We start from the raw sequence: 20,124 nt of genomic DNA on the forward strand, positions 1-20,124 counted from the left end.
TTTATCCTCATTTATTTGGCTTATTTCGTGCATTTTTTACATATTGCTGTACTTTTTCTGGGAAATTGGTAATAATTCCTGCCGTATTTAACGCAACACATTCTTTCACTAGGGTTTCATCATCAATCGTCCAAGGACGCACAGCTAATGGTAAATCAGGTAATGTTGCTTTATTTTTCAAAACCCAGTCGATTTTAGGATGGATACCTTCAATATATGGCCGGTCCAGTGCTTGAAGTACCTTTTTATCACTGGTGCTTAAAATCAAATCTAGTTGTGTGTCAGGTTCTAATTTATGAATAATATCTAAGGAATCAATATTAAAACTACAATACCAATGTTTAAAAGGCCAAAGACGACTTGTCATTAAAGTAGCTGTTTTCATTTCGATTTCAGGATAATGGTAGTGATCGGTTTTTAGTTCAATTAACAATACTCCTCGGAAATTGCGCATGACTAATAAACCCAACACTTCTTTTAAGGTTGGTACTTTAGTATTTTGATAGCTTTCAGAAAACCAACTACCGGCATTTAATTTTTTTATTTCAGCCAGGTTTTTTTCTCGAATCAAGCCTTTTCCATTTGTCGTTCGCTCAACGTCTTCATCATGCATCACAATTAGGTGACCGTCTTTTGACAAATGAACATCTAACTCAATCACGTCACTATCTGCCCGCACTGCTTCGGCAAAAGAAGGTAGTGTATTTTCCGGTCGGCTACCACTGGCACCGCGATGGGCTACAATTTGTGTCATCACCGTTGCCTCCTTATCTTTTTCTTCATTAGTAATTGTACCACTTCTATCTGTATTTTATGTACCAGACAGATACTCTAACATGAAATAAATACCGCAAAAAAGATGAGAAGACACCTTGCATCAGCTTCTCATCTTTTTTTAAAATTATTACGCGCTAAAATAGGTCAACGTACTATCTGAAAGTCGCTTTAACTCTGTTTTTCTTTCATTGATCAATTCTGTTAAATCGTCGGAAAAATGCTCCATAATCACACGACCACCCTTATAAGCGTAACCTCCAACTTTAATCGTTTCATCTGGTGACAAAATAACTTTTCGTTGCGCAATATTTTTGAAAAATTCTTCTAAAATGTAGTTTGGTAAATAAAAATTATTTTGAGCTGCAAATGATTGCAAGTAAGCATAGTCATCAATTGTGATATAACAATCATCAAAGGCATCAAAGCTGACATATTCTTCCATTAAGACGCTACGCTTTTGTAAAATTTCATTGATTTTTTTATTTAATTGGTTTAAGGTTTCAATTTCTTTTACTTTGTGTTCCAAAGTTCGTCGTTTTTGCTCTTTTTTCTCGTCATAACGAATACGTAAATTAAAAGCAATGGTAACGATTAAAGCACCCACCAAAACACCAAAAAAACCGGCTGCTGCTACTGCTATCATATTTTTCCTCCTTAAATTCTCTTGTCTTTTATTTTAGCATAACTTCTGTGGGATTCGCATTTTTTAACTGTTTTTAGCCACCCTTTTGTTATCTATTTTGATCTGCTATTTTTGTTAGCAAAAAAATATTCATTCTCCGAGTTTTTCATTTGACCTATTTTGACCTATTGGTTATACTTCTTTTTAGAGGTTATCGCTTAAATGTGCTAAACTTGAGACGTACAATAATTAACGTCGATTTGATTAAAGGAGGACTTTACATTATGAATTTAATTCCAACAGTCATTGAACAATCATCCCGCGGCGAAAGAGCGTATGACATCTACTCACGTTTATTAAAAGACCGCATTATTATGCTAAGCGGTCAAGTTACTGACGACTTAGCAAACTCAATCATCGCCCAATTACTTTTCTTGGACGCACAAGATTCTGAAAAAGATATCTATGTATACATCAACTCACCCGGTGGTAGCGTAACAGCTGGGATGGCAATTTACGATACAATGAACTTTGTTAAAGCCGATGTGCAAACAATTGTAATGGGCATGGCTGCTTCAATGGGCTCATTTTTATTAACAGCTGGCGAAAAAGGCAAACGTTTTGCTTTGCCAAATGCCGAAATCATGATTCACCAACCATTAGGTGGTGCACAAGGCCAAGCAACTGAAATCGAAATTGCAGCGCGTCACATCTTACAAACCCGTGATCGTTTGAACCATATCTTAGCCGAACGCACAGGTCAACCACTAGAAGTCATTGAAAAAGATACTGATCGTGATAACTTTATGACCGCTGAACAAGCGAAAGAATACGGTTTGATTGACGAAATTATGGTGACAAAATAATTGATAAAAAAAAGAATTGAGACTTTTGTCTCAATTCTTTTTTTGTTTACCTTTTATTATAGTCACCAAAAATTCAATTTGTTAGATTACTTGTGCTGCTTTCTTTTTTAATTAAAAGAGTGCCCTTTTATCATTTAGGATTGGGCGATAACAATTTTGCCAGCAGCTGGATGACCCGCAATTTTTTCGTGAGCCAAAATGACGCTACGCAATTCAAAAGGCAAAACTTCTGCAATATTAACGACCAATTTGCCATCCCCATAAGCATTTAGCAAATATTCAAAAGCAGTTTGGTCCTGGTATTCTTTTTTAGGGGAAAAACTTAAATACGTCCCATCTTTACGTTCTGCTGGATTTGGCAGTTCATTTAAAGCAACGTATGTTCCGCCAGGTTTTAAAATTTTCAGACCAAGATCTGCACTTTTACTCCCTTTTGTCGCGTCAATTACAATATCCGCCTGTTCAAAAAATGTTTTTGCCGGACTCGCTGTATCATAGGCAACAAACTCATCTGCTCCCCAGTTTTTAATTTTCGCTTCATTTTTTTGGGCCGCACTTGCTAGAATATGATTTTTATTTTGATGCAACATTTGTACAAGTAAAGACCCCACTCCACCAGAAGCACCTAACACCATCACGGTTTGACTACTGTCAACCTGTAGGAGTTCAAAAAGTAAATTGTACGCTGTGATTCCGGTTGTAACTATGCTTGCCGCTTTGGTAAAACTCATTGTCTCAGGGATTTTTGCCGCTTTTTTATTTGGCAAAACGACCTCTTGCCCATAGGTTCCGCTAATTGGGTGAATCACTACGCGATCGCCAACAGCAAAATCTGTTTCCCCAGGAAAAATTTCTGTCACGATTCCAGCCGCATCATTGCCCATTACATAAGGAAATTTCAAACTGCGAAATCCTTGCTGCGCCCCACTTCGCAAAGAAATATCGTAAGGATTAACGGCAAAAGCCTGCACTGCTACTCGGATATGGCCTGGGGTAATTTCTCTTGGTTGGTCTGTAATCGTCTCAAATACATCATGGGGCTTTCCATAACCAGTTATAGCAAAACGTTTCATCAAAAATTCCTCCTTTTTACCTTTGTCTAAAGTGTAGCGAGGAAAGAAAAAAAGCGCAACGATTTGCGCTTTAACTGCTTTCACAAAAGATGAGTCAAATTTGATCTCCAAACTTGCAATAAGATCTCAGCTTTCGTTTAAATATCGAAACTTTGTTAAAAGAGCTCTTATCTTTACTGACTTACCTCTGAATATTTTCCTGCTTGAAATTCTTGGCCCAATTGACAATAGTGGGTGATATTGGCTTTATTTTTAGCAATTTCAGCTTGTGTTAAAGGGCGGATAACTTTGGCTGGTCGTCCAAAAGCCAAAACATTTGGTGGGATAACCGTTCCTTGCGTTACCAAAGAACCTGCGCCGATTAAACTATTTTCACCGATAACGGCGTGATTTAATACAATCGAACTCATGCCAATTAGTGCGCCTTGCTCAATTTTGCAGCCATGAAGCATGCATTGATGTCCCACTGTAACATCCTTTGCAATTTCTGTCGGTGCGTCATGGTCAACATGAATAATCGTACCGTCTTGAATATTGGTGCGATCACCAATCTTGATAAAATTACTATCCCCACGAATCACGCTGTTAAACCAAACAGTGACATCTTTGCCCAAGGTTACATCCCCAATGACAACAGCATTTTTTGCGATAAAGTTTTTCATAATTTTCTTGTCATCTCCAAAAATTTTTCTACATTATATCATAAGCAACTCCAGCTAACGCGAAAGATAATGAAAGCTTATATAAACCAAAATAAGAGCAGGTCTACTTGCTTTACTTTTCAAATGACGCGGTGAAAATCTATACATTTTTTATAAAAATACCGACCGGATTTCTCCAGTCGGTAGTGATCTAACGATGAGCATTCACTTCATGGTCTCATTTTTTACTTAATCGTAATCTCCATCTTCAGCAAACTGACTTTGATAGAGCTTGCTATAAAAGCCACCTTCAGCTAATAAGCTTTCATGGGTACCTTTTTCAATAATTGAACCTTGGTTCATCACTAAAATTAAATCAGCATCACGAATAGTAGATAGACGGTGGGCAATAACAAAACTTGTGCGCCCTTCCATGACTTTGTCCATTGCCTTTTGAATTAAAGCTTCCAAACGAGTATCGACAGAACTTGTCGCTTCATCCAAAATTAAAATCTTCGGATCTGAAATAACTGCCCGCGCGATGGTCAACAATTGTTTTTGCCCCAAGGAAACATTATTTCCTTCTGCATTAATCATCATTTCATAACCGTCTGGCATCGTGCGGATAAAATGATCCACGTTAGCCGTCTTAGCGGCATCCACTATTTCATAATCCGTTGCATCTAATTTCCCAAAACGAATGTTTTCCCCGATAGTTCCTTCATAAAGCCAAGCATCTTGCAATACCATCCCAAAAACCGAACGGACATCGCTACGCTTCATTTTTTGCGTATCGACACCGTCAATTTTGATGGCACCAGCATTTACATCATAAAAACGCATCAATAAATTAATTAGCGTTGTTTTCCCAGCTCCGGTTGGCCCAACAATTGCCACCGTTTGCCCTGCTTTTACAGTAAAATTCAAATCTTTAATCAACGGTTTATCTAAAGCGTAACTAAATGAAACATGGTCAAATTCCACATCACCTTTTACCACTGCTGGTAAAGGAATATCAGCATCATTTAATACTTCTTCTGCTTCATCTAAAATTTCAAAAACGCGGGTTGAAGCAGCTGATGCGCTTTGTAAAACAGAAGAAAGCTGTGTGATATTACCTAAAGGCTGACTGATTTGCCAAATATATTGAATAAAGGCTTGCAGTTGTCCAACAACAATTACACCGCCAATAACGTAATAGCTCCCTAAGACCGCCATTACAATATACGTGATATAGGCAGTCAGCGAAACAAGTGGCATCATAAGCCCCGAAATAAAGGACGCTTTAAACCCAAAATGTTTTAATCGGTGATTGACCGTTTTAAATCCGTCTAAGGTTTCTTTTTCCCGACCGTAGACTTTTAGCACACTAAAACCGGTCATATTTTCTTGGACGTAACCATTTAAATCTCCCAAAGCATTTTGCATTCCTTGGAAATATTTTTGGGACATTTTAATAATTCCTCGTGAAATCAGCATTGAAGCCGGAATCATAATAATCGATATCAAGGCCATTGGAACGTTGATGTAAAACATCATTGCAAGTGCCATAATAATTCCCAAAACCGCGTTGACAATTCCGATTAAGGCTTGTTGCATCGCACCACTAACCGCATCGACGTCATTGGTTACACGGGATAAAATATTTCCTTGTTGATTTTTATCAAAGTATGAAACTGGCAGACGATTAATTTTTTCATCAATATCTTGCCGCAGGTCATACATTGCACTTTGGACCACATTGGTTATCAGCAATCCTGACAGCAATTGGGCGATACAATAGCCCACCCCCACTGCAGTAATCCAAATCAAACATTTAAAGACATAATCAAAGTTAATCTTTTGTCCCTCTGCAATGTTTTTAGCAACTTCTGTTGTGGGCAAACCTGCAACATAGGGCATTGCCGCATTTAAGGCCACCGTCAAGACGACAAAAAATAAAACTAAAAGAGCCGTAATTTTATAAGGGCTCAAGTAACGAGCCAAACGTTTTAAAGAAGAGAATGATTTCATTGTGCCAATTCCTCCTCTGACAGCTGAGAAGCTGCAATATCATAATAAATACTGCAATTTTTCAGAAGTTCTTGGTGCGTTCCCATTCCAACAACATTGCCTTCATCTAAAACAATGATTTTGTCAGCATGCATAATTGTCCCAACTCGTTGCGCAACAATTAGAACTGTCGCGTGGGTCGTTTCTTTTTTCAAACGAGCCCGTAATTTGGCATCTGTTTGATAGTCCAGTGCCGAGAAACTATCGTCAAAAATATAAATTTCTGGATCGCGAATAATCGCGCGGGCAATCGCTAAACGTTGCTTTTGACCACCGGAAAAATTAGTGCCGCCTTCTGACAATTCGGCATCAAAGCCCTTTGGTGTTTGGCTAATAAAATCGGCAGCTTGCGCAATATCAACTGCCCGCTGCATATCAGCTTGGGTAGCGTCTAATTTTCCATAACGTAAGTTTTCAGCAATCGTTCCAGTAAATAAGAGCGCCTTTTGGGGAATGTAACCAATTTTTTGCCGTAAACTTTTTAAGCGGTAATCTTTTACATTGACCCCATCAATGACCACTTCTCCTTCACTTACATCGTAAAAGCGCGGAATTAATTGAATTAAAGTGGATTTACCAGAACCAGTACTGCCGATAAAGGCGACTGTTTCACCGGGTTGTGCGGTAAAACTCACATTACGAATCACTGGGCTTTGGGCATGACCCGGATAAGCAAAGGTAACATTTTTAAATTCGACATAACCCTTTGTTGCTGTTGTAGTGACGCCATCTTCTTTTTCAACAATTTCAGAAGTTGCATCTAACGCTTCTTGAATACGGCGAGCAGAGACAGCTGCTCTTGGATACATCATAAAGACAGAAGCAAACAGCATGAAAGAAAATAAAGCATGGAAAATATATTCGATAAAAGCAATTAAGTCCCCAATTTGCAGACTGCCTTGGTCAATTTTGATTGTCCCATTCCAAATAATTAAAACCATCACGATATTAAATAAGAAGAAAAATCCTGGTTGTGCTACTGCCATTAAGCGAAACAAACTTTTTGAGCTAGATGCATAAGCCTTATTTACTTTTTCAAATCGATTTTCTTCAAATTTTTCATTAACAAAAGCACGAATTACCCGCAAACCAGATAAATTTTCTCGTAAAATAGCGTTGATTTTATCCAAATTCCCTTGTTGTTTTGTCGATAAAGGATCAGAGAATTTGGCAATTGCAATCACCGCTAAAAGTAAAATCGGTAAGGCCGCTAACACGTACCAGCTTAAAGATGGGCTCGTTCGAAAAATCATATATAAACTGACAATAAACATCATAGGTGTCATAAAACCAGTTCGCAAAATATTTTGCATGAATAACATGATTTGATAAGCGTCATTAGTCACTCTGGTAATTAAAGAAGACACCCCGATTTGTTCGTATTCATAATGGGAATATCCTTGTGTTTTTTCAAATAGATCATCGCGAATATCCGCCGTAATGTTGGTTGTAATACGGGTCGTGAAGTAGCCCAAGAGAATATTCATCACCACTCCCAACACAGTAATAATAACCATTAACAGCCCCAACTGCTGTACTTGACTAAAACTTTTGGCTGGAATAGCTGCATCAATCATCCGCGCTAAAATAGTTGGTAAACCCAACTCAATGATAATAAAACCAAAGACACAGATGAAATCAAAAAGTAATAGTTTTTTGTAGCGCATTGTATAATGCCACATCAATTTCATTTCTTTTCCCCCTTTATTAAAATGAAGACAGGCACTGCCTGTAAACGCGTAAAATTAAAACAGATAGCTAATGAAAGAAAAATGGACACCCCTTTTAAAAACCTCAAAGGGTGTACCTAAGCATGAATAAATTTTCGCATTACCTTCACTATACCACAGTGAAATTTTTAATTGTAGATAAAATCAGCAGAAATTTACTGAATGTAACCCCTTTATGCCCTTTGCCTTTTCTATACTTATTGAAAAATCTATGCTAAAATATCAGTAATTGGGCGCAAAAAACGCCAAAGGAACGGTTGAATTAAAAAATAAGCGGAAAGTAAAGACGAGACTTTCTCTTTTTGAAAATCAGCTGATTTTCAAAAAGCATCCAAAATTTAGCGGAGAATTTGCTGACAATAAAAAGTTATTTGCTTTATCTATGCAAAAATTTTTTTCAAAAGTTGCTCCCTTATTTTTTGATTGCCATAATTCTCGTATTTGCCATCATTTAGATGCCATTTTTATACCGTTTAATTAATAATAAAGGAGTCAAACAGATGATCTACAAAATTTATTATCAAGAAACAAAAGTACGCAATCCAAAAAGAGAACAAACCCTATCGATTTACGTAGAGGCAGCCGATGAAGTCACTGCCCGCGCATTAGTTGAAGAACATACCCCATACAACATCGAATTTATTCAAGGGCTAGACGAAAATCATTTAGCTTATGAAAAAGAAAATGCCGACTTCAAATTGACGGAGTTTTAAAATGAAAGTCTCTTTGAAGAACAACGAAACCGGCGTCTTCGGAATCGGTGGTCTCGGTGAGATTGGAAAAAACTGTTATGGGGTACAATTCCAAGATGAAATCATCATCATTGACGCTGGGATCAAATTTCCAGAAGATGAATTACTTGGAATTGACTATGTCATTTCCGATTATAGTTACATCGTGCAAAACTTGCCAAAAGTTAAAGCCCTTGTAATTACTCACGGTCACGAAGACCATATTGGGGGAATCCCCTACTTATTGCGCCAAGCCAATATTCCAATATACGCTGGCCCACTTGCTTTAGCTTTAATTACCAACAAATTGGATGAACACGGACTACTGCGTGATGCCAAACTTCATGAAATTAATGAAGATACGATCATTCGTTTCCGTAAAACTTCCGTTAGTTTTTTCCGCACGACACATAGCATTCCAGATGCTTTAGGGATTGTGGTGAAAACACCATCTGGTAATATCGTTCAAACGGGTGATTTTAAGTTTGACTTTACACCCGTAGGAGAACCTGCAAACTTGCACAAAATGGCACGAATTGGGGAAGAAGGCGTTTTATGCCTTTTATCTGATAGTACCAATGCTGAAATTCCAACTTTTACAAAATCAGAGAAAATTATTGGCACTTCAATTTTAAAAATCTTCGAAAAAATTGAAGGACGAATCATTTTCGCCTCTTTTGCTTCCAACATTTTTCGACTGCAACAAGCTGCTGATGCTGCCGTTGCAACCGGACGCAAAATTGCAGTCTTTGGTCGGAGTATGGAAAATGCCATGATTAACGGTCAGAAATTAGGCTATATAAAAGTTCCCGATGGCACTTTTATTGATGCCCATGAAGTTAATCGCTTGCCAGCAAATGAAGTTTTAATTTTATGTACCGGCTCCCAAGGTGAACCCATGGCAGCTTTAAGTCGCATTGCCAATGGTACTCACCGACAAATTCAAATTCAACCAGAGGATACCGTGATTTTTTCAAGTTCACCAATTCCAGGAAATACAACGAGTGTTAACCACTTAATCAACTTGTTGATGGAAGCTGGCGCAGAAGTAATTCATGGTAAAATCAACAACATTCATACTTCTGGTCATGGCGGCCAAGAAGAACAAAAATTAATGTTACGTTTAATGAAGCCAAAATACTTCATGCCTATTCATGGGGAGTATCGGATGTTAAAAATCCATACGCAATTGGCTCAAGATACTGGCGTACCAAAAGAAAATTGTTTCTTAATGGAAAATGGTGATATGCTAGCTTTAACTGCAGACAGTGCCCGTATTTGTGGTCATTTCAACGCCGGAGATGTCTATGTTGACGGTAGTGGTATCGGTGATATCGGAAATGTTGTCTTGCGCGATCGCCATATCTTATCAGAAGAAGGATTAGTTTTAGCCGTTGCAACGGTTGATCTTGCTAAAAAAGAAATTTTAGCTGGTCCAGATATTTTATCCCGCGGTTTTGTTTATATGCGGGAATCCGGTGAAATGATTAACGAAGGTCAAACACTGCTTTTCAAAGCCTTAAGAGAAGCCATGAATCAGCCTGATTGTAATGAGTTCAAATTAAGAGAAGCAATGTCGAATGCTTTGCAACCTTATTTATTTGAAAAAACCGAGCGTCATCCGATGATTTTATCCATGATTATGACACCGGAAAATTAATTTAAAGTAATGACTACGGCACAGTTTAATATTTAAAATACCCCAGTACAAAAGAAAGAGCAAAGCTTAACACAGCTTATTCTTCTTTTAGTACTGGGGTATTTTTATTTAGCCTTAAAATAAGCGCTCCAACTCACCATTATTAAATAAAAAAATCCTCAGAATAAATTCTGAGGATAAAATGCCTATTTAAAAATAGTTTAGGCTTTTTCTACGTTAGTAGCTTGAGGACCGCGGTCTGATTCTTCAACGTCGAAAGTCACTGCTTGACCTTCTTCTAAAGTTTTGAAACCGTCGCCTTGGATTGCAGAGAAATGTACGAATACATCGCTGCCATCTTCACGTGAAATGAAGCCAAAACCTTTTTCTGCGTTAAACCATTTTACTGTACCATGTTCCATGGGTGAAAACCTCCTTGTGCTTTGCACGAATTGATGTGTAACGTTGTTGGCAAAGAATAGAGGTGACCCAAATGTTTCAACTTCTATCGCTAAACCGCTAAACAAAATTACACTAATATTTTACACTTGCCCGATTTTTTTTGCAAGCCTGTTAATTCCATAAACCTTCTTCCCGCAAGCTAATGTATTCGCTACCACCAATCACCAAATGATCCAATAATTCAATCCCCATCATTTCACCACATTCCTTTAGTCTTTTAGTAAAAACGATATCATTATGAGAAGGGGTTGGACTACCAGAAGGATGATTGTGGCAAATCACTATCCGGGCAGCCGCAATTTTAACTGCTATTTTAAAAATCTCACGGGGATGAGCAATCGATTGATTTAACGAGCCAATAAAAATTGTCTTTTTTTGTAAAATTTGATTTTTTGTATTTAAATAAATACACAATAAGTGTTCCTGCTCATAATCTTTCATCTCCTCGGCTAACATACAACCCAATTCATAACTTGAAGAAACATGCCCGATTTTAGGACATGACGCCTTTCCTATTCGCTGTCCCAATTCAATTGCAGCCAGTAATTCTGCCGCCTTTGCTTCTCCAATTCCTGAAATTTTAGTTAATTCCTGTAGTTCTGCTCTTTTAAATTGATATAAATCACCAAAGTAATGCAATATTTCTGCCGCAAGCTCACCTGCAGTGGCTCCTTTATAACCTGTTCGCAAAATAATAGCTAATAATTCTTGTTCTGAAAGCACTTTTGCTCCTTTTTCCTTTAAACGTTCTCGTGGACGCATACTAAGTGGTAATACTTTTTTTCCCATCAAAAAACTCCTTTGCACTCTTTTAAATAAGATACGCAAAGGAGTTGTCATTCATTTTTAACTTAGATAGTTTTTTACTTCATGTAAAGAAGGTAAAACAGCGCGTGTCTTTGCTGCTAACACTTCATCTGGAGGAAGTAAATCCGGGATCATAATTACCGGAATATTCGCTTGAAATGCAGCTAAAACACCATTTTGTGAATCTTCTAAAACTAGTGTTTCTGCCTTTTTGGTCCCTAGAATAGCTTGTGCTGCTAGAAAAATTGCCGGATCAGGTTTAGCCCGTAGTACATCTTCACACGAGACAATCTTAGGAAAATGCTTGCTTAAATCGGCTCGAAACAATAATTCATCGATTACTTTACGTTGATTACTAGAAGCGATGATCCAGTCTATTTTTGCCGCTTGCAGATAAGCTAACAGCTCCATGACCCCCGGTTTTAAAACCGCCTGACCACTAGCAAACATCATTTTCGTATTCTCATAGGAAGCTGCAATAAAATCTGACACTTTTGTTTTACCAAATTTGTGATCAAACATTTCATGATAGCGTTTTATTACCTCTTCATCTGAAATGCCGAGTAAATCTAGATACAAGTCTTTATCATAGGGAATGCCAAATTTATCAGCCGCTTTTTGGGCACCGGCATAATAAAGTTGCTCTGTATCAAAAATTAATCCGTCCATATCAAAGATAACACCTTTAACTTGCATGTGCGCCCCCCATTTCTAGCAATAAACTTCTTACCTCTGAAACAAAATACAATGAACCAGTTACAAGTAACAACGATTCATCATCCATTTTTTCTAAAATCTCGGCCAAGCCAAATTGCCATAAAGAAACAATCGACACCCGCTTATCATCGATATTGACAAAATCATCATCTAATTTGATTGCTCTGGGGTAATCAAATGTCGTTAAATAAATATGACCATTTTTTAGTTTTAGTAATTCTTGTAGCATTTCAGTGACATTTTTTGTCTCTAAAGCTGAAAACAAAATATGCAATTTGCGACCTTTGAATTCATCTTGCATGGATTCAACTAAGCGCTTCATAGCATGGGTATTATGTGCGCCATCTAAAATAATTAATGGTTCTGAGCTAAGTCGCTCCATGCGAGCTGGCCAAAACGTCTGTTGCAAAGCTTTTTTAATTTCTTTTTCCTGCCAATTAATCTTGTTTAATGCACAATACAATTCAAATAACTGAATTGCAACCCCCGCATTTTCCGGCTGATGACGTCCAATTAGCGCTGTTTTCAAATTTTTTAATTTTCCGTTTTGATTACGAAAATCAAACCACTCGCCCCAATTATCATCTGGATGCAAATAAGTGACCTCGTATTCTTTACCAAAGCGATAAATTTCGGCATTATTTTTTGTGGCGGTATCTATAATGACACCTAATGCATTATCTTCGATATTCCCCGTTACAACTGGAATGTTTGGTTTAATAATCCCGGCTTTTTGCGCTGCAATCTCCTCTAAGGTGTCTCCTAGGATTTCGGTATGGTCATAACCAATCGTCGTTATCCCAGTCAACATCGGCTCCACGATATTGGTAGAATCTAACAATCCGCCTAGACCTACTTCAATAATTGCAACATCGACTTTACCGACAAAGTAATCCAAAGCCAGCGCTGTTAATACTTCAAATTCCGTAATGCCGCTAACTGCTTCTTGCTGATCTAATTTTTCAACTAATGGTTGGTACTTATTTACCAATGTGACCAATTCTTCATCCGTGATAAATTTGCCATTAATGGCAATTCTTTCGTGGAAACTTTCAATATAAGGTGACGTGAAAGTGCCAACGACAATCCCTGCTTCTTGTAACATTTCTTTTAAATAGCTAACAGTTGAACCTTTCCCATTGGTGCCGGCAATATGAATTGTTGGTACTTTTTTTTCAGGATGATCAACTAAAGCTAATAATGCTTTAACGCGCTCTAACCCTGGTCTTTGGCCAAAGGGTCTGCGACTGTGAATCCATTCAATTGCTTTACTTCCCGTTTCTACCATTTTTCCCACCTCACCGCTTCATTATAACAAACTCCTAGGTAAAGAAAAAAACAAATCGTTGCCATTAGAAAATACAGCTTAGTTTCATCTCACATTTTTACAACTAAAACCATTGCATCACCAAACACTTATTTTGTCTAATTTCATCACTGAACTTTCATTAACCATAGTGCTACTCCTTTTTAATCTCGATAAAAAGAGAGTAAGGACCTGTGCCCTTACTCTCTTATTTATTTGAGGCCATATTTTTCGTTCTTTTAAAAATAAGCGATTTATTCAAATAGGTATAAAAATCACCTTAGCTTTTTTATTGCTAAAACAAAACACTCATTTCTAATTTAGCTTGATAATACCAAGTACTTTACTTAATCGTCCGCAATTGTTCAATTCGTTCACTAACTGCCTTTTGTTTATCTAAATAATCGGCTTCTTTGGCCCGCTCTTCTGCTACGACAGCCTCAGGAGCATTTGAAACAAAACGTTCGTTAGCAAGTTTACCTTGGACGCGTTTTACTTCATTGTTCCATTTTGACAATTCTTTTTCTAAACGTTGCAATTCTTCATCAATATTGATTAGACCTGTTAGTGGCAAGTAGATTTTTGCTCCCGTTAAAATAGCAGACATCGCAAGTTCTGGCGCGTCAACTTCCCCTGAGATCACCAACTCTTCTGGGTTGCAGAAGCGTTCAATATAGTTTTTATTAGCAACTAGAAATTCATCAATTTCAGCATCTGTGGTATGAATTAACAAAGTAATTGGTTTAGATAATGGTGTATTCACCTCGGCACGAATATTTCGTACCGCACGAATCAATTCAATTAAGAATTCCATGCCTTTTACAGCTGCTGCATCGTTAAATTCTGGTTGAACAACTGGATAAGCTGCTGTTACTAGTGACGCTCCTTCATGAGGTAATTTGCTCCAAATCTCTTCTGTTACAAATGGCATGATTGGGTGCAACAAACGCAAGATTTGATCTAGTGTGTAGACCAAAATACTCTTGTTCATTTGTTTAGAACCTTCATCTTCTCCGTATAAAACTTCTTTACTCATTTCAATATACCAATCACAGAAATCATCCCAAATGAAATTGTATAATTGACGACCAGCTTCACCAAATTCAAAGCGATCAAACAAGTCGGTTACTTTTTCAACTGTCTCATTTAAACGGGTTAAAATCCAGCGGTCTGCCACTGTTTTTTCCCCATTTAGATTAATATCTGCAGCGGTCATGCCTTCGACATTCATCAAAACAAAACGAGCAGCATTCCAAATTTTATTGATAAAATTCCAGGCAGCATCCATTTTTTCATAACTAAAACGCACATCTTGACCAGGAGCAGAACCATTGGATAAGAACCAACGCAGGGCATCTGCCCCATATTTGTCAATGACATCCATTGGATCAATCCCGTTACCAAGCGACTTACTCATCTTCCGCCCTTGTTCATCCCGAATTAGCCCATGAATTAAAACGTTGTTAAATGGACGTTCACCAGTAAATTCCAAACTTTGGAAAATCATCCGGCTAACCCAGAAAAAGATAATATCATATCCGGTAACTAATGTATTGGTTGGGAAATAGCGCTTGTAATCTTCACTATCCGTATTAGGCCAACCCATAGTTGAAAATGGCCACAAAGCAGAAGAGAACCACGTGTCCAATACATCTGGATCTTGAACCCAGTTTTCACTATCGCTAGGTTCTTGCATACCGACATACATTTCTCCGGTTTCTTTGTGATACCAGGCTGGGATTTGATGTCCCCACCACAATTGGCGCGAAATTACCCAGTCATGAACATTATCCATCCAACGCAAGAATGTTTGATTAAAGCGTGGTGGGTAAAATTCAACGGCATCTTCTGTTGCTTGGTTTTCAATTGCTTCTTTGGCAAGAGGTGCCATCTTCACAAACCATTGTGTTGATAGGCGGGGTTCCACCACTACGCCGGTCCGTTCTGAATGCCCAACATTATGGTTCATTTTTTCAATTTTAACCAAGCGACCGATTTCTTCTAAATCTGAAACGATTAATTTTCGAGCAGCAAAACGATCCATACCAGCATATTTTCCTGCTAAATCATTCATCGTCCCGTCATCGTTCATGACATTTACCCGTGGCAAGTCGTGACGATTTCCTACTTCAAAGTCATTGGGATCATGAGCTGGCGTAATTTTTACAACCCCAGTTCCAAATTCACGGTCAACATATTCATCGGCGATAATTGGAATTTCTTTATTCACTAATGGCAAAATAACGGTTTTGCCAATATATTGTTGGTACCGCTCATCTTCTGGGTGAACCGCAACCGCAGTGTCTCCTAACATAGTTTCAGGACGGGTTGTCGCAATTTCCAACTCACCTGTTCCATCACTTAAAGGATACGTCATATGATAAAAAGCACCTTCAATATCTTTATGAATCACTTCAATATCTGATAAGGCAGTGCGGGCTTGCGGGTCCCAGTTGATAATATATTCACCACGATAAATCAAATCTTTTTCGTATAAGGTAACAAAAACTTTGCGGACTGCTTCTGACAACCCTTCATCTAAAGTAAAACGTTCCCGAGAATAATCTAAAGAAAGACCCATTTTAGCCCATTGCTCACGAATATGATCGGCATATTCATCTTTCCATTCCCAAACGTTATCAATAAATTTTTCCCGACCCAAATCATAACGAGAGATTCCTTGTTCCCGCAATTTTTCTTCTACTTTGGCCTGCGTTGCAATACCGGCATGATCCATTCCTGGTAGCCATAACGTATCAAAACCTTGCATCCGTTTTTGGCGAATAATCATATCTTGCAAGGTTGTATCCCAAGCATGACCTAAGTGTAATTTTCCGGTAACATTTGGTGGTGGGATCACAATAGAATAAGGTTTTGCTTTTTTATCCCCACTTGGTTTAAATAAATCTTCGTCCAACCATTTTTGATAACGGCCTGCTTCCACTTCTTGTGGATTATACTTTGTTGATAAATTATCAGACATTTTTTTGCCCCCTTAAATTTTAAAAATTAACTAGCCTTTGCAAATCAAAACTTCAATCTCAACCGCCTGTAAACTAAACAATAAAAACTCCGCGCTTGATTTCTCGTATGAAAAATAATTTTTCATGCTAAAACATCTTCGCTATAAAATGAATCCTTGCTACTTTAATAAACCAATAAAAATTATTCTTAAAACTTAAATCTGTTTAACAATAAAAAAAGTCCTAAGATGCCAAGCATCTTAGGACGTAAATTTACGCGGTACCACCTAATTTGTAGATCACTCTACCTCTTAAGCGTGAGTTAACGGTCACGAAACGTTTGATTTTACTAAAATTTCCAATCAAAGACTCCCAAGCTACCTTCACAAAACTTACGTGGAAATCTCTCAGCTGTGATTTCCTCTCTCAAACGCAGTCTTCTGCTACTCCTCTTGTTCAACGTCTTGGCTTATTCTACAATGAAGCATACCAAGTGTCAAATCAGAATTTTTAAATTAAACTTTTCGCCGCTGCTAGCGCTTTTTCATAATCTGGCTCTTGACTAATTTCTGGTACAATTTCCCGATATTGAATCACGCCTTCTTTATCCAAAACAAAAATAACGCGGGCATAGTGATCAGTTGCTGGAATTAATAAATGATAGTTTTCATCCATCGTATTATCCGGATCATGAAGCATTAACATCTCTACGCCTTCTTGCCCACACCAAGCAGCTTGTTCTACTTTGGTATTATTTGAAATAGTGGCAAAATTAAGCTCTTTTATTTGGCTTGCTTCCATATTAAAACGTTTGGTTTGAATAGCACAAACACGGGTATCAATGTCTGGCACAACACTTAAAATTGTTGGTTTATCTAAAAAATCGGTAACCGTATGTTTAACATCTTGTAAATCTGCTAAAGTAAAAGCTGGCGCTTTTTCACCAACGGCTGGTTGTTCACCGGGTAATGTCACGGGTTGGCCTTTTTTTGTTAATTCCATTTTATCTTCTCCTTTTACTGATGTTGTAAAATATCTTGCTACATTCAGTATAGATAAGGATCGGTAAAAAACCAAAGATACTGCTTAACTATTTGTCACCGCTGTTTTATCTTGATACGTTTGGTCAAAGAAAATCAACGTCTGTAATTCTGTCGTTAAGTCAATGTATTGCACATGCACATTTCCTGGTACGTCCACGCGGTCTGGTGCAAAATTTAAAATCGCCGTAATCCCCGCTTTTACAATCACATTTACTGCTTCTTGCGAGAACTGACTTGGCACAGTTGAAATTGCTACTGTGACACATTTATCTTTGGCAACTGTATCAAAATCAGCCATGCTATAAATTTCATGACCATCAATCACTTTTCCGACTAAATCTGGATTATTATCAAAAACCGCAACAATATTCAAATTACTGTTACGCCGAAAATTGTTGTTTGCTAATGCTTTCCCTAGATTTCCAAAGCCAACTAAAGCAATTCTTTTTTCTTCATTGGTATCTAAAATACTATTAAAAACCTCAATCAAATAACTAACATCATAGCCATAACCACTTCGACCCAATTCCCCTAAATGGGAAAAATCGCGTCGAATAGTAGCAGAAGGAACTTGTGTGATCTCTGCAAATTCTTTTGATTTAATTCGTTTAATACCGGAGTCTTGTAACATATTTAAATAGCGTAAATATAAAGGCAAACGTTTCGCCGTTGCCTTAGGAATCTGTTTTAACTTACTATCTTCGACCATGATTGGCTCCTTTGTTCGTTTTTTCACATAGTCAGTGTATCATGCCACAGACATCCTCGCAAGTTATTTTGATAGCAAAACAATATCACAAAATTTTTTTAATAACAAAAAATGATAGATCTATCTGTTGGTCACAAAATTTGAAAAAATATCAATTCAATTTGCCTCATATTTTTGCCAGAATCTCGCAGCAAGGCTTTTTTACGCAAAAAAAGGAAAGCCGCAGCTTTCCTTTTTCAAGTATTAAATTTTATACTTCTTCGTTCACTTTAGATTTGCGGTACCAGATGAATGCACCTGCCATCAATGCCGCACCTACTGCTAGGAATGCGATGATACCAGTGCCACCAGTTGAAGGTAAAAGACCTTTTTTAACGTTATCTATAGTTTTTGATGGAATTAACGTTGTTGCACCTTCAGCTGTATTAGGAGCGATTGTAAATTGTACAGGAGCATCTAATTTAATATACTCATTAGGTGCAGCTGTTTCATGTAAGTCATACTCGCCATAATCTAAACCTTCTACATTAATCAAACCATTTGCATCTGTTTCTAATTCAGTAGCGCCATTTGCAGCTAATACATATTTGCCATCTTTTTTTGTGAATTTTAAAGCTTTAGTTGTATCCTCTCCACGTTTAGTAATAACAAATTTTGCACCAGCTAATTTTGCTTTTGTGTTTTGATCTTGCTTAACAAATGTATGGCCACCATAAATTAATTTTGGTGTCTCATAAGGATAATTTTTGTCCCCAACTTTTACAGTTGCTTTATTTCCAAACTCTTGATATTCTTCTGCTTCGTCTGTTACTACCATTTTGTAAGAAGCAGTAAAGGATTTTCCTGCTAATGCTTGTACAACAGCTTGATCAACTTTAAAGTCAACGGTAAAGCCACCATCGTCAGTATTTGGAGTAATTGTATAGTGAGTGCCTGCAGTTAATTTCTCATCTGTTGAAGATGTAATTGTTACTGCTGAGTTAATCCCTTCAGTTGGTACAACTAATTCTAACCCTTTACTTGGTGTATCAGTAAAACCATATGAAGTTTTATCTTTGATTTTAGCTGGAATAGTGAAGTTAATAGTAAAGTCGTGAACTTTTCCTACTTCCGTACCATAGATATGGTTTGTTTCATCAGCATCTGTAAGATCAACTTTAGTCAATCCGTCTGTATCTAAGTGCTTGCCATCTGTAAATGTTACATCTTTTGGATACAAATGTGCAGTTGTTAAATATTTACCAGCACTATTTGTCAATGGTAGTGAAACAATTAATGGTGCTGCATGTGTGCTCACATTATCTGGAATTGTAGTTTCAATAAACATATACACGCTATGCTTGTCATTAGTTTTGTATGCTAAGTCATTAAATTTCGCAATTCCATCTTCACCATCTTCGCCGTCTTTGGCAGTAGTAACTTCAGCCTTAGCTTTCGCTCCCATGTCAGTAAAGTTTTCATAGGCTTTTGCACCAATTGTTGTGCTAGAACCTTTTTCGATTCCTGCAGCAACTTCTTGTGCTTTTGCAATAGCTGCAGCTGCATCAGCAACTACCTTATTTTCAATTAAGCCATAAACAAAATCAGTGATGTTAAACACCGTAAAACCTGCACCATTTAACCCCTTACCACCAAAATTATTCATTAATTCACCAGTATTTTCTTTTAGGATTTCTGGCATTTTGTCAAATTCTTTTTTGTGGAGAACCATATTAATTGTATCAGGTTCATTATCAGCAGTCCCGGTCGCCTCTGCAGCCCCTCCAACAATTCCGCCAACAAACAATGGTACTAACATCGTAATAATTGCCAACAGTCCAAACAACTTCGATTTGTGTTTCATTTTGTTTCCCTCCCTCTTTCTTTTAGCTAGACTTCATCATTTTTTTTTGGATTTCTAACCTAAATTAATCATATCAGAGGATTTTATAGGGGGCAAAGTTTAGCCAAATGGTGATTCATCAACTGTTTTAAGCGCTTGCGTGT

General features: G+C 37.5%; 18 protein-coding genes and 1 other annotated feature. Of the genes, 4 read left to right on the forward strand and 14 right to left on the reverse strand.

Annotation, left to right across the window (positions count from 1 at the left end; genetic code table 11):
- Positions 1-7 precede the first annotated feature (7 nt).
- Both K4422_RS12655 and K4422_RS12660 read right to left on the reverse strand, forming a co-directional pair.
- Positions 8-754, reverse strand: a complete 747-nt coding sequence (locus K4422_RS12655; RefSeq protein WP_230711363.1) for a glycerophosphodiester phosphodiesterase family protein — start codon at positions 752-754, stop codon at positions 8-10.
- 150 nt (positions 755-904) lie between these two features.
- Entirely contained in the window at positions 905-1,417 is a 513-nt protein-coding gene (locus K4422_RS12660) for a hypothetical protein (protein ID WP_396140065.1), read from the reverse strand.
- Between the two features lie 266 nt (positions 1,418-1,683).
- Between K4422_RS12660 and clpP the strand changes: the two genes are divergently transcribed.
- Positions 1,684-2,265, forward strand: a complete 582-nt coding sequence (clpP, locus tag K4422_RS12665; protein ID WP_206904265.1) for an ATP-dependent Clp endopeptidase proteolytic subunit ClpP — start codon at positions 1,684-1,686, stop codon at positions 2,263-2,265.
- A gap of 134 nt (positions 2,266-2,399) precedes the next feature.
- On the opposite strand, the gene K4422_RS12670 is transcribed toward clpP, so the two are convergent.
- The 4 genes from K4422_RS12670 to K4422_RS12685 form a co-directional block, all read right to left on the reverse strand.
- Positions 2,400-3,338 (reverse strand): NADP-dependent oxidoreductase, encoded by a 939-nt coding sequence (locus K4422_RS12670; RefSeq protein ID WP_230711365.1) that lies wholly within the window; start codon positions 3,336-3,338, stop codon positions 2,400-2,402.
- Between the two features lie 173 nt (positions 3,339-3,511).
- The gene (locus tag K4422_RS12675; RefSeq protein ID WP_230711367.1) at positions 3,512-4,000 is read right to left on the reverse strand and encodes a gamma carbonic anhydrase family protein; all 489 of its coding nucleotides are present in this window, start codon (positions 3,998-4,000) and stop codon (positions 3,512-3,514) included.
- A 228-nt stretch (positions 4,001-4,228) separates the two neighbouring features.
- Entirely contained in the window at positions 4,229-5,992 is a 1,764-nt protein-coding gene (locus K4422_RS12680; protein ID WP_230711369.1) for an ABC transporter ATP-binding protein, read from the reverse strand.
- The gene (locus K4422_RS12685; protein WP_206904277.1) at positions 5,989-7,722 is read right to left on the reverse strand and encodes an ABC transporter ATP-binding protein; all 1,734 of its coding nucleotides are present in this window, start codon (positions 7,720-7,722) and stop codon (positions 5,989-5,991) included. The genes K4422_RS12680 and K4422_RS12685 overlap by 4 nt, the downstream gene beginning before the upstream one ends.
- Before the next feature lie 268 nt (positions 7,723-7,990).
- Between K4422_RS12685 and K4422_RS12690 the strand changes: the two genes are divergently transcribed.
- The 3 genes from K4422_RS12690 to rnjA are packed head-to-tail and all read left to right on the forward strand — an operon-like array spanning position 7,991 to position 10,152.
- Positions 7,991-8,242, forward strand: coding sequence for a hypothetical protein (locus K4422_RS12690; RefSeq protein ID WP_206904280.1), 252 nt, complete (start codon positions 7,991-7,993; stop codon positions 8,240-8,242).
- Between the two features lie 19 nt (positions 8,243-8,261).
- A complete protein-coding gene (locus K4422_RS12695) occupies positions 8,262-8,474 on the forward strand; it encodes a DNA-directed RNA polymerase subunit epsilon (RefSeq protein WP_206904283.1) in 213 nt (70 codons plus the stop codon).
- A 1-nt stretch (position 8,475) separates the two neighbouring features.
- Positions 8,476-10,152, forward strand: a complete 1,677-nt coding sequence (rnjA, locus tag K4422_RS12700) for a ribonuclease J1 (RefSeq protein ID WP_206904288.1) — start codon at positions 8,476-8,478, stop codon at positions 10,150-10,152.
- Positions 10,153-10,352: 200 nt separating this feature from the next.
- Here the strand turns inward: rnjA and K4422_RS12705 are convergent, their stop codons facing one another.
- The 8 genes from K4422_RS12705 to K4422_RS12740 form a co-directional block, all read right to left on the reverse strand.
- Entirely contained in the window at positions 10,353-10,553 is a 201-nt protein-coding gene (locus K4422_RS12705; RefSeq protein WP_016172708.1) for a cold-shock protein, read from the reverse strand.
- A 151-nt stretch (positions 10,554-10,704) separates the two neighbouring features.
- Positions 10,705-11,382 (reverse strand): RadC family protein, encoded by a 678-nt coding sequence (gene radC, locus K4422_RS12710; protein ID WP_206904289.1) that lies wholly within the window; start codon positions 11,380-11,382, stop codon positions 10,705-10,707.
- A 57-nt stretch (positions 11,383-11,439) separates the two neighbouring features.
- The gene (locus tag K4422_RS12715; RefSeq protein ID WP_206904292.1) at positions 11,440-12,096 is read right to left on the reverse strand and encodes an HAD family hydrolase; all 657 of its coding nucleotides are present in this window, start codon (positions 12,094-12,096) and stop codon (positions 11,440-11,442) included.
- A complete protein-coding gene (locus K4422_RS12720) occupies positions 12,086-13,405 on the reverse strand; it encodes a bifunctional folylpolyglutamate synthase/dihydrofolate synthase (protein ID WP_230711370.1) in 1,320 nt (439 codons plus the stop codon). The genes K4422_RS12715 and K4422_RS12720 overlap by 11 nt, the downstream gene beginning before the upstream one ends.
- A gap of 361 nt (positions 13,406-13,766) precedes the next feature.
- Positions 13,767-16,406, reverse strand: a complete 2,640-nt coding sequence (locus K4422_RS12725; protein ID WP_230711372.1) for a valine--tRNA ligase — start codon at positions 16,404-16,406, stop codon at positions 13,767-13,769.
- 238 nt (positions 16,407-16,644) lie between these two features.
- Positions 16,645-16,855, reverse strand: a binding site (T-box leader).
- Positions 16,856-16,896: 41 nt separating this feature from the next.
- Positions 16,897-17,388: a thiol peroxidase gene (tpx, locus tag K4422_RS12730; protein ID WP_230711373.1), complete on the reverse strand. Its 492-nt coding sequence runs from the start codon at positions 17,386-17,388 to the stop codon at positions 16,897-16,899.
- 84 nt (positions 17,389-17,472) lie between these two features.
- Positions 17,473-18,138, reverse strand: coding sequence for a redox-sensing transcriptional repressor Rex (locus tag K4422_RS12735; protein ID WP_230711402.1), 666 nt, complete (start codon positions 18,136-18,138; stop codon positions 17,473-17,475).
- A gap of 250 nt (positions 18,139-18,388) precedes the next feature.
- Positions 18,389-19,981 (reverse strand): SpaH/EbpB family LPXTG-anchored major pilin, encoded by a 1,593-nt coding sequence (locus K4422_RS12740; protein WP_230711377.1) that lies wholly within the window; start codon positions 19,979-19,981, stop codon positions 18,389-18,391.
- Positions 19,982-20,124 lie beyond the last annotated feature (143 nt).

The organism is Enterococcus sp. SMC-9 (genome assembly GCF_021011285.1).
GTDB lineage: Bacteria > Bacillota > Bacilli > Lactobacillales > Enterococcaceae > Enterococcus_C > Enterococcus_C montenegrensis.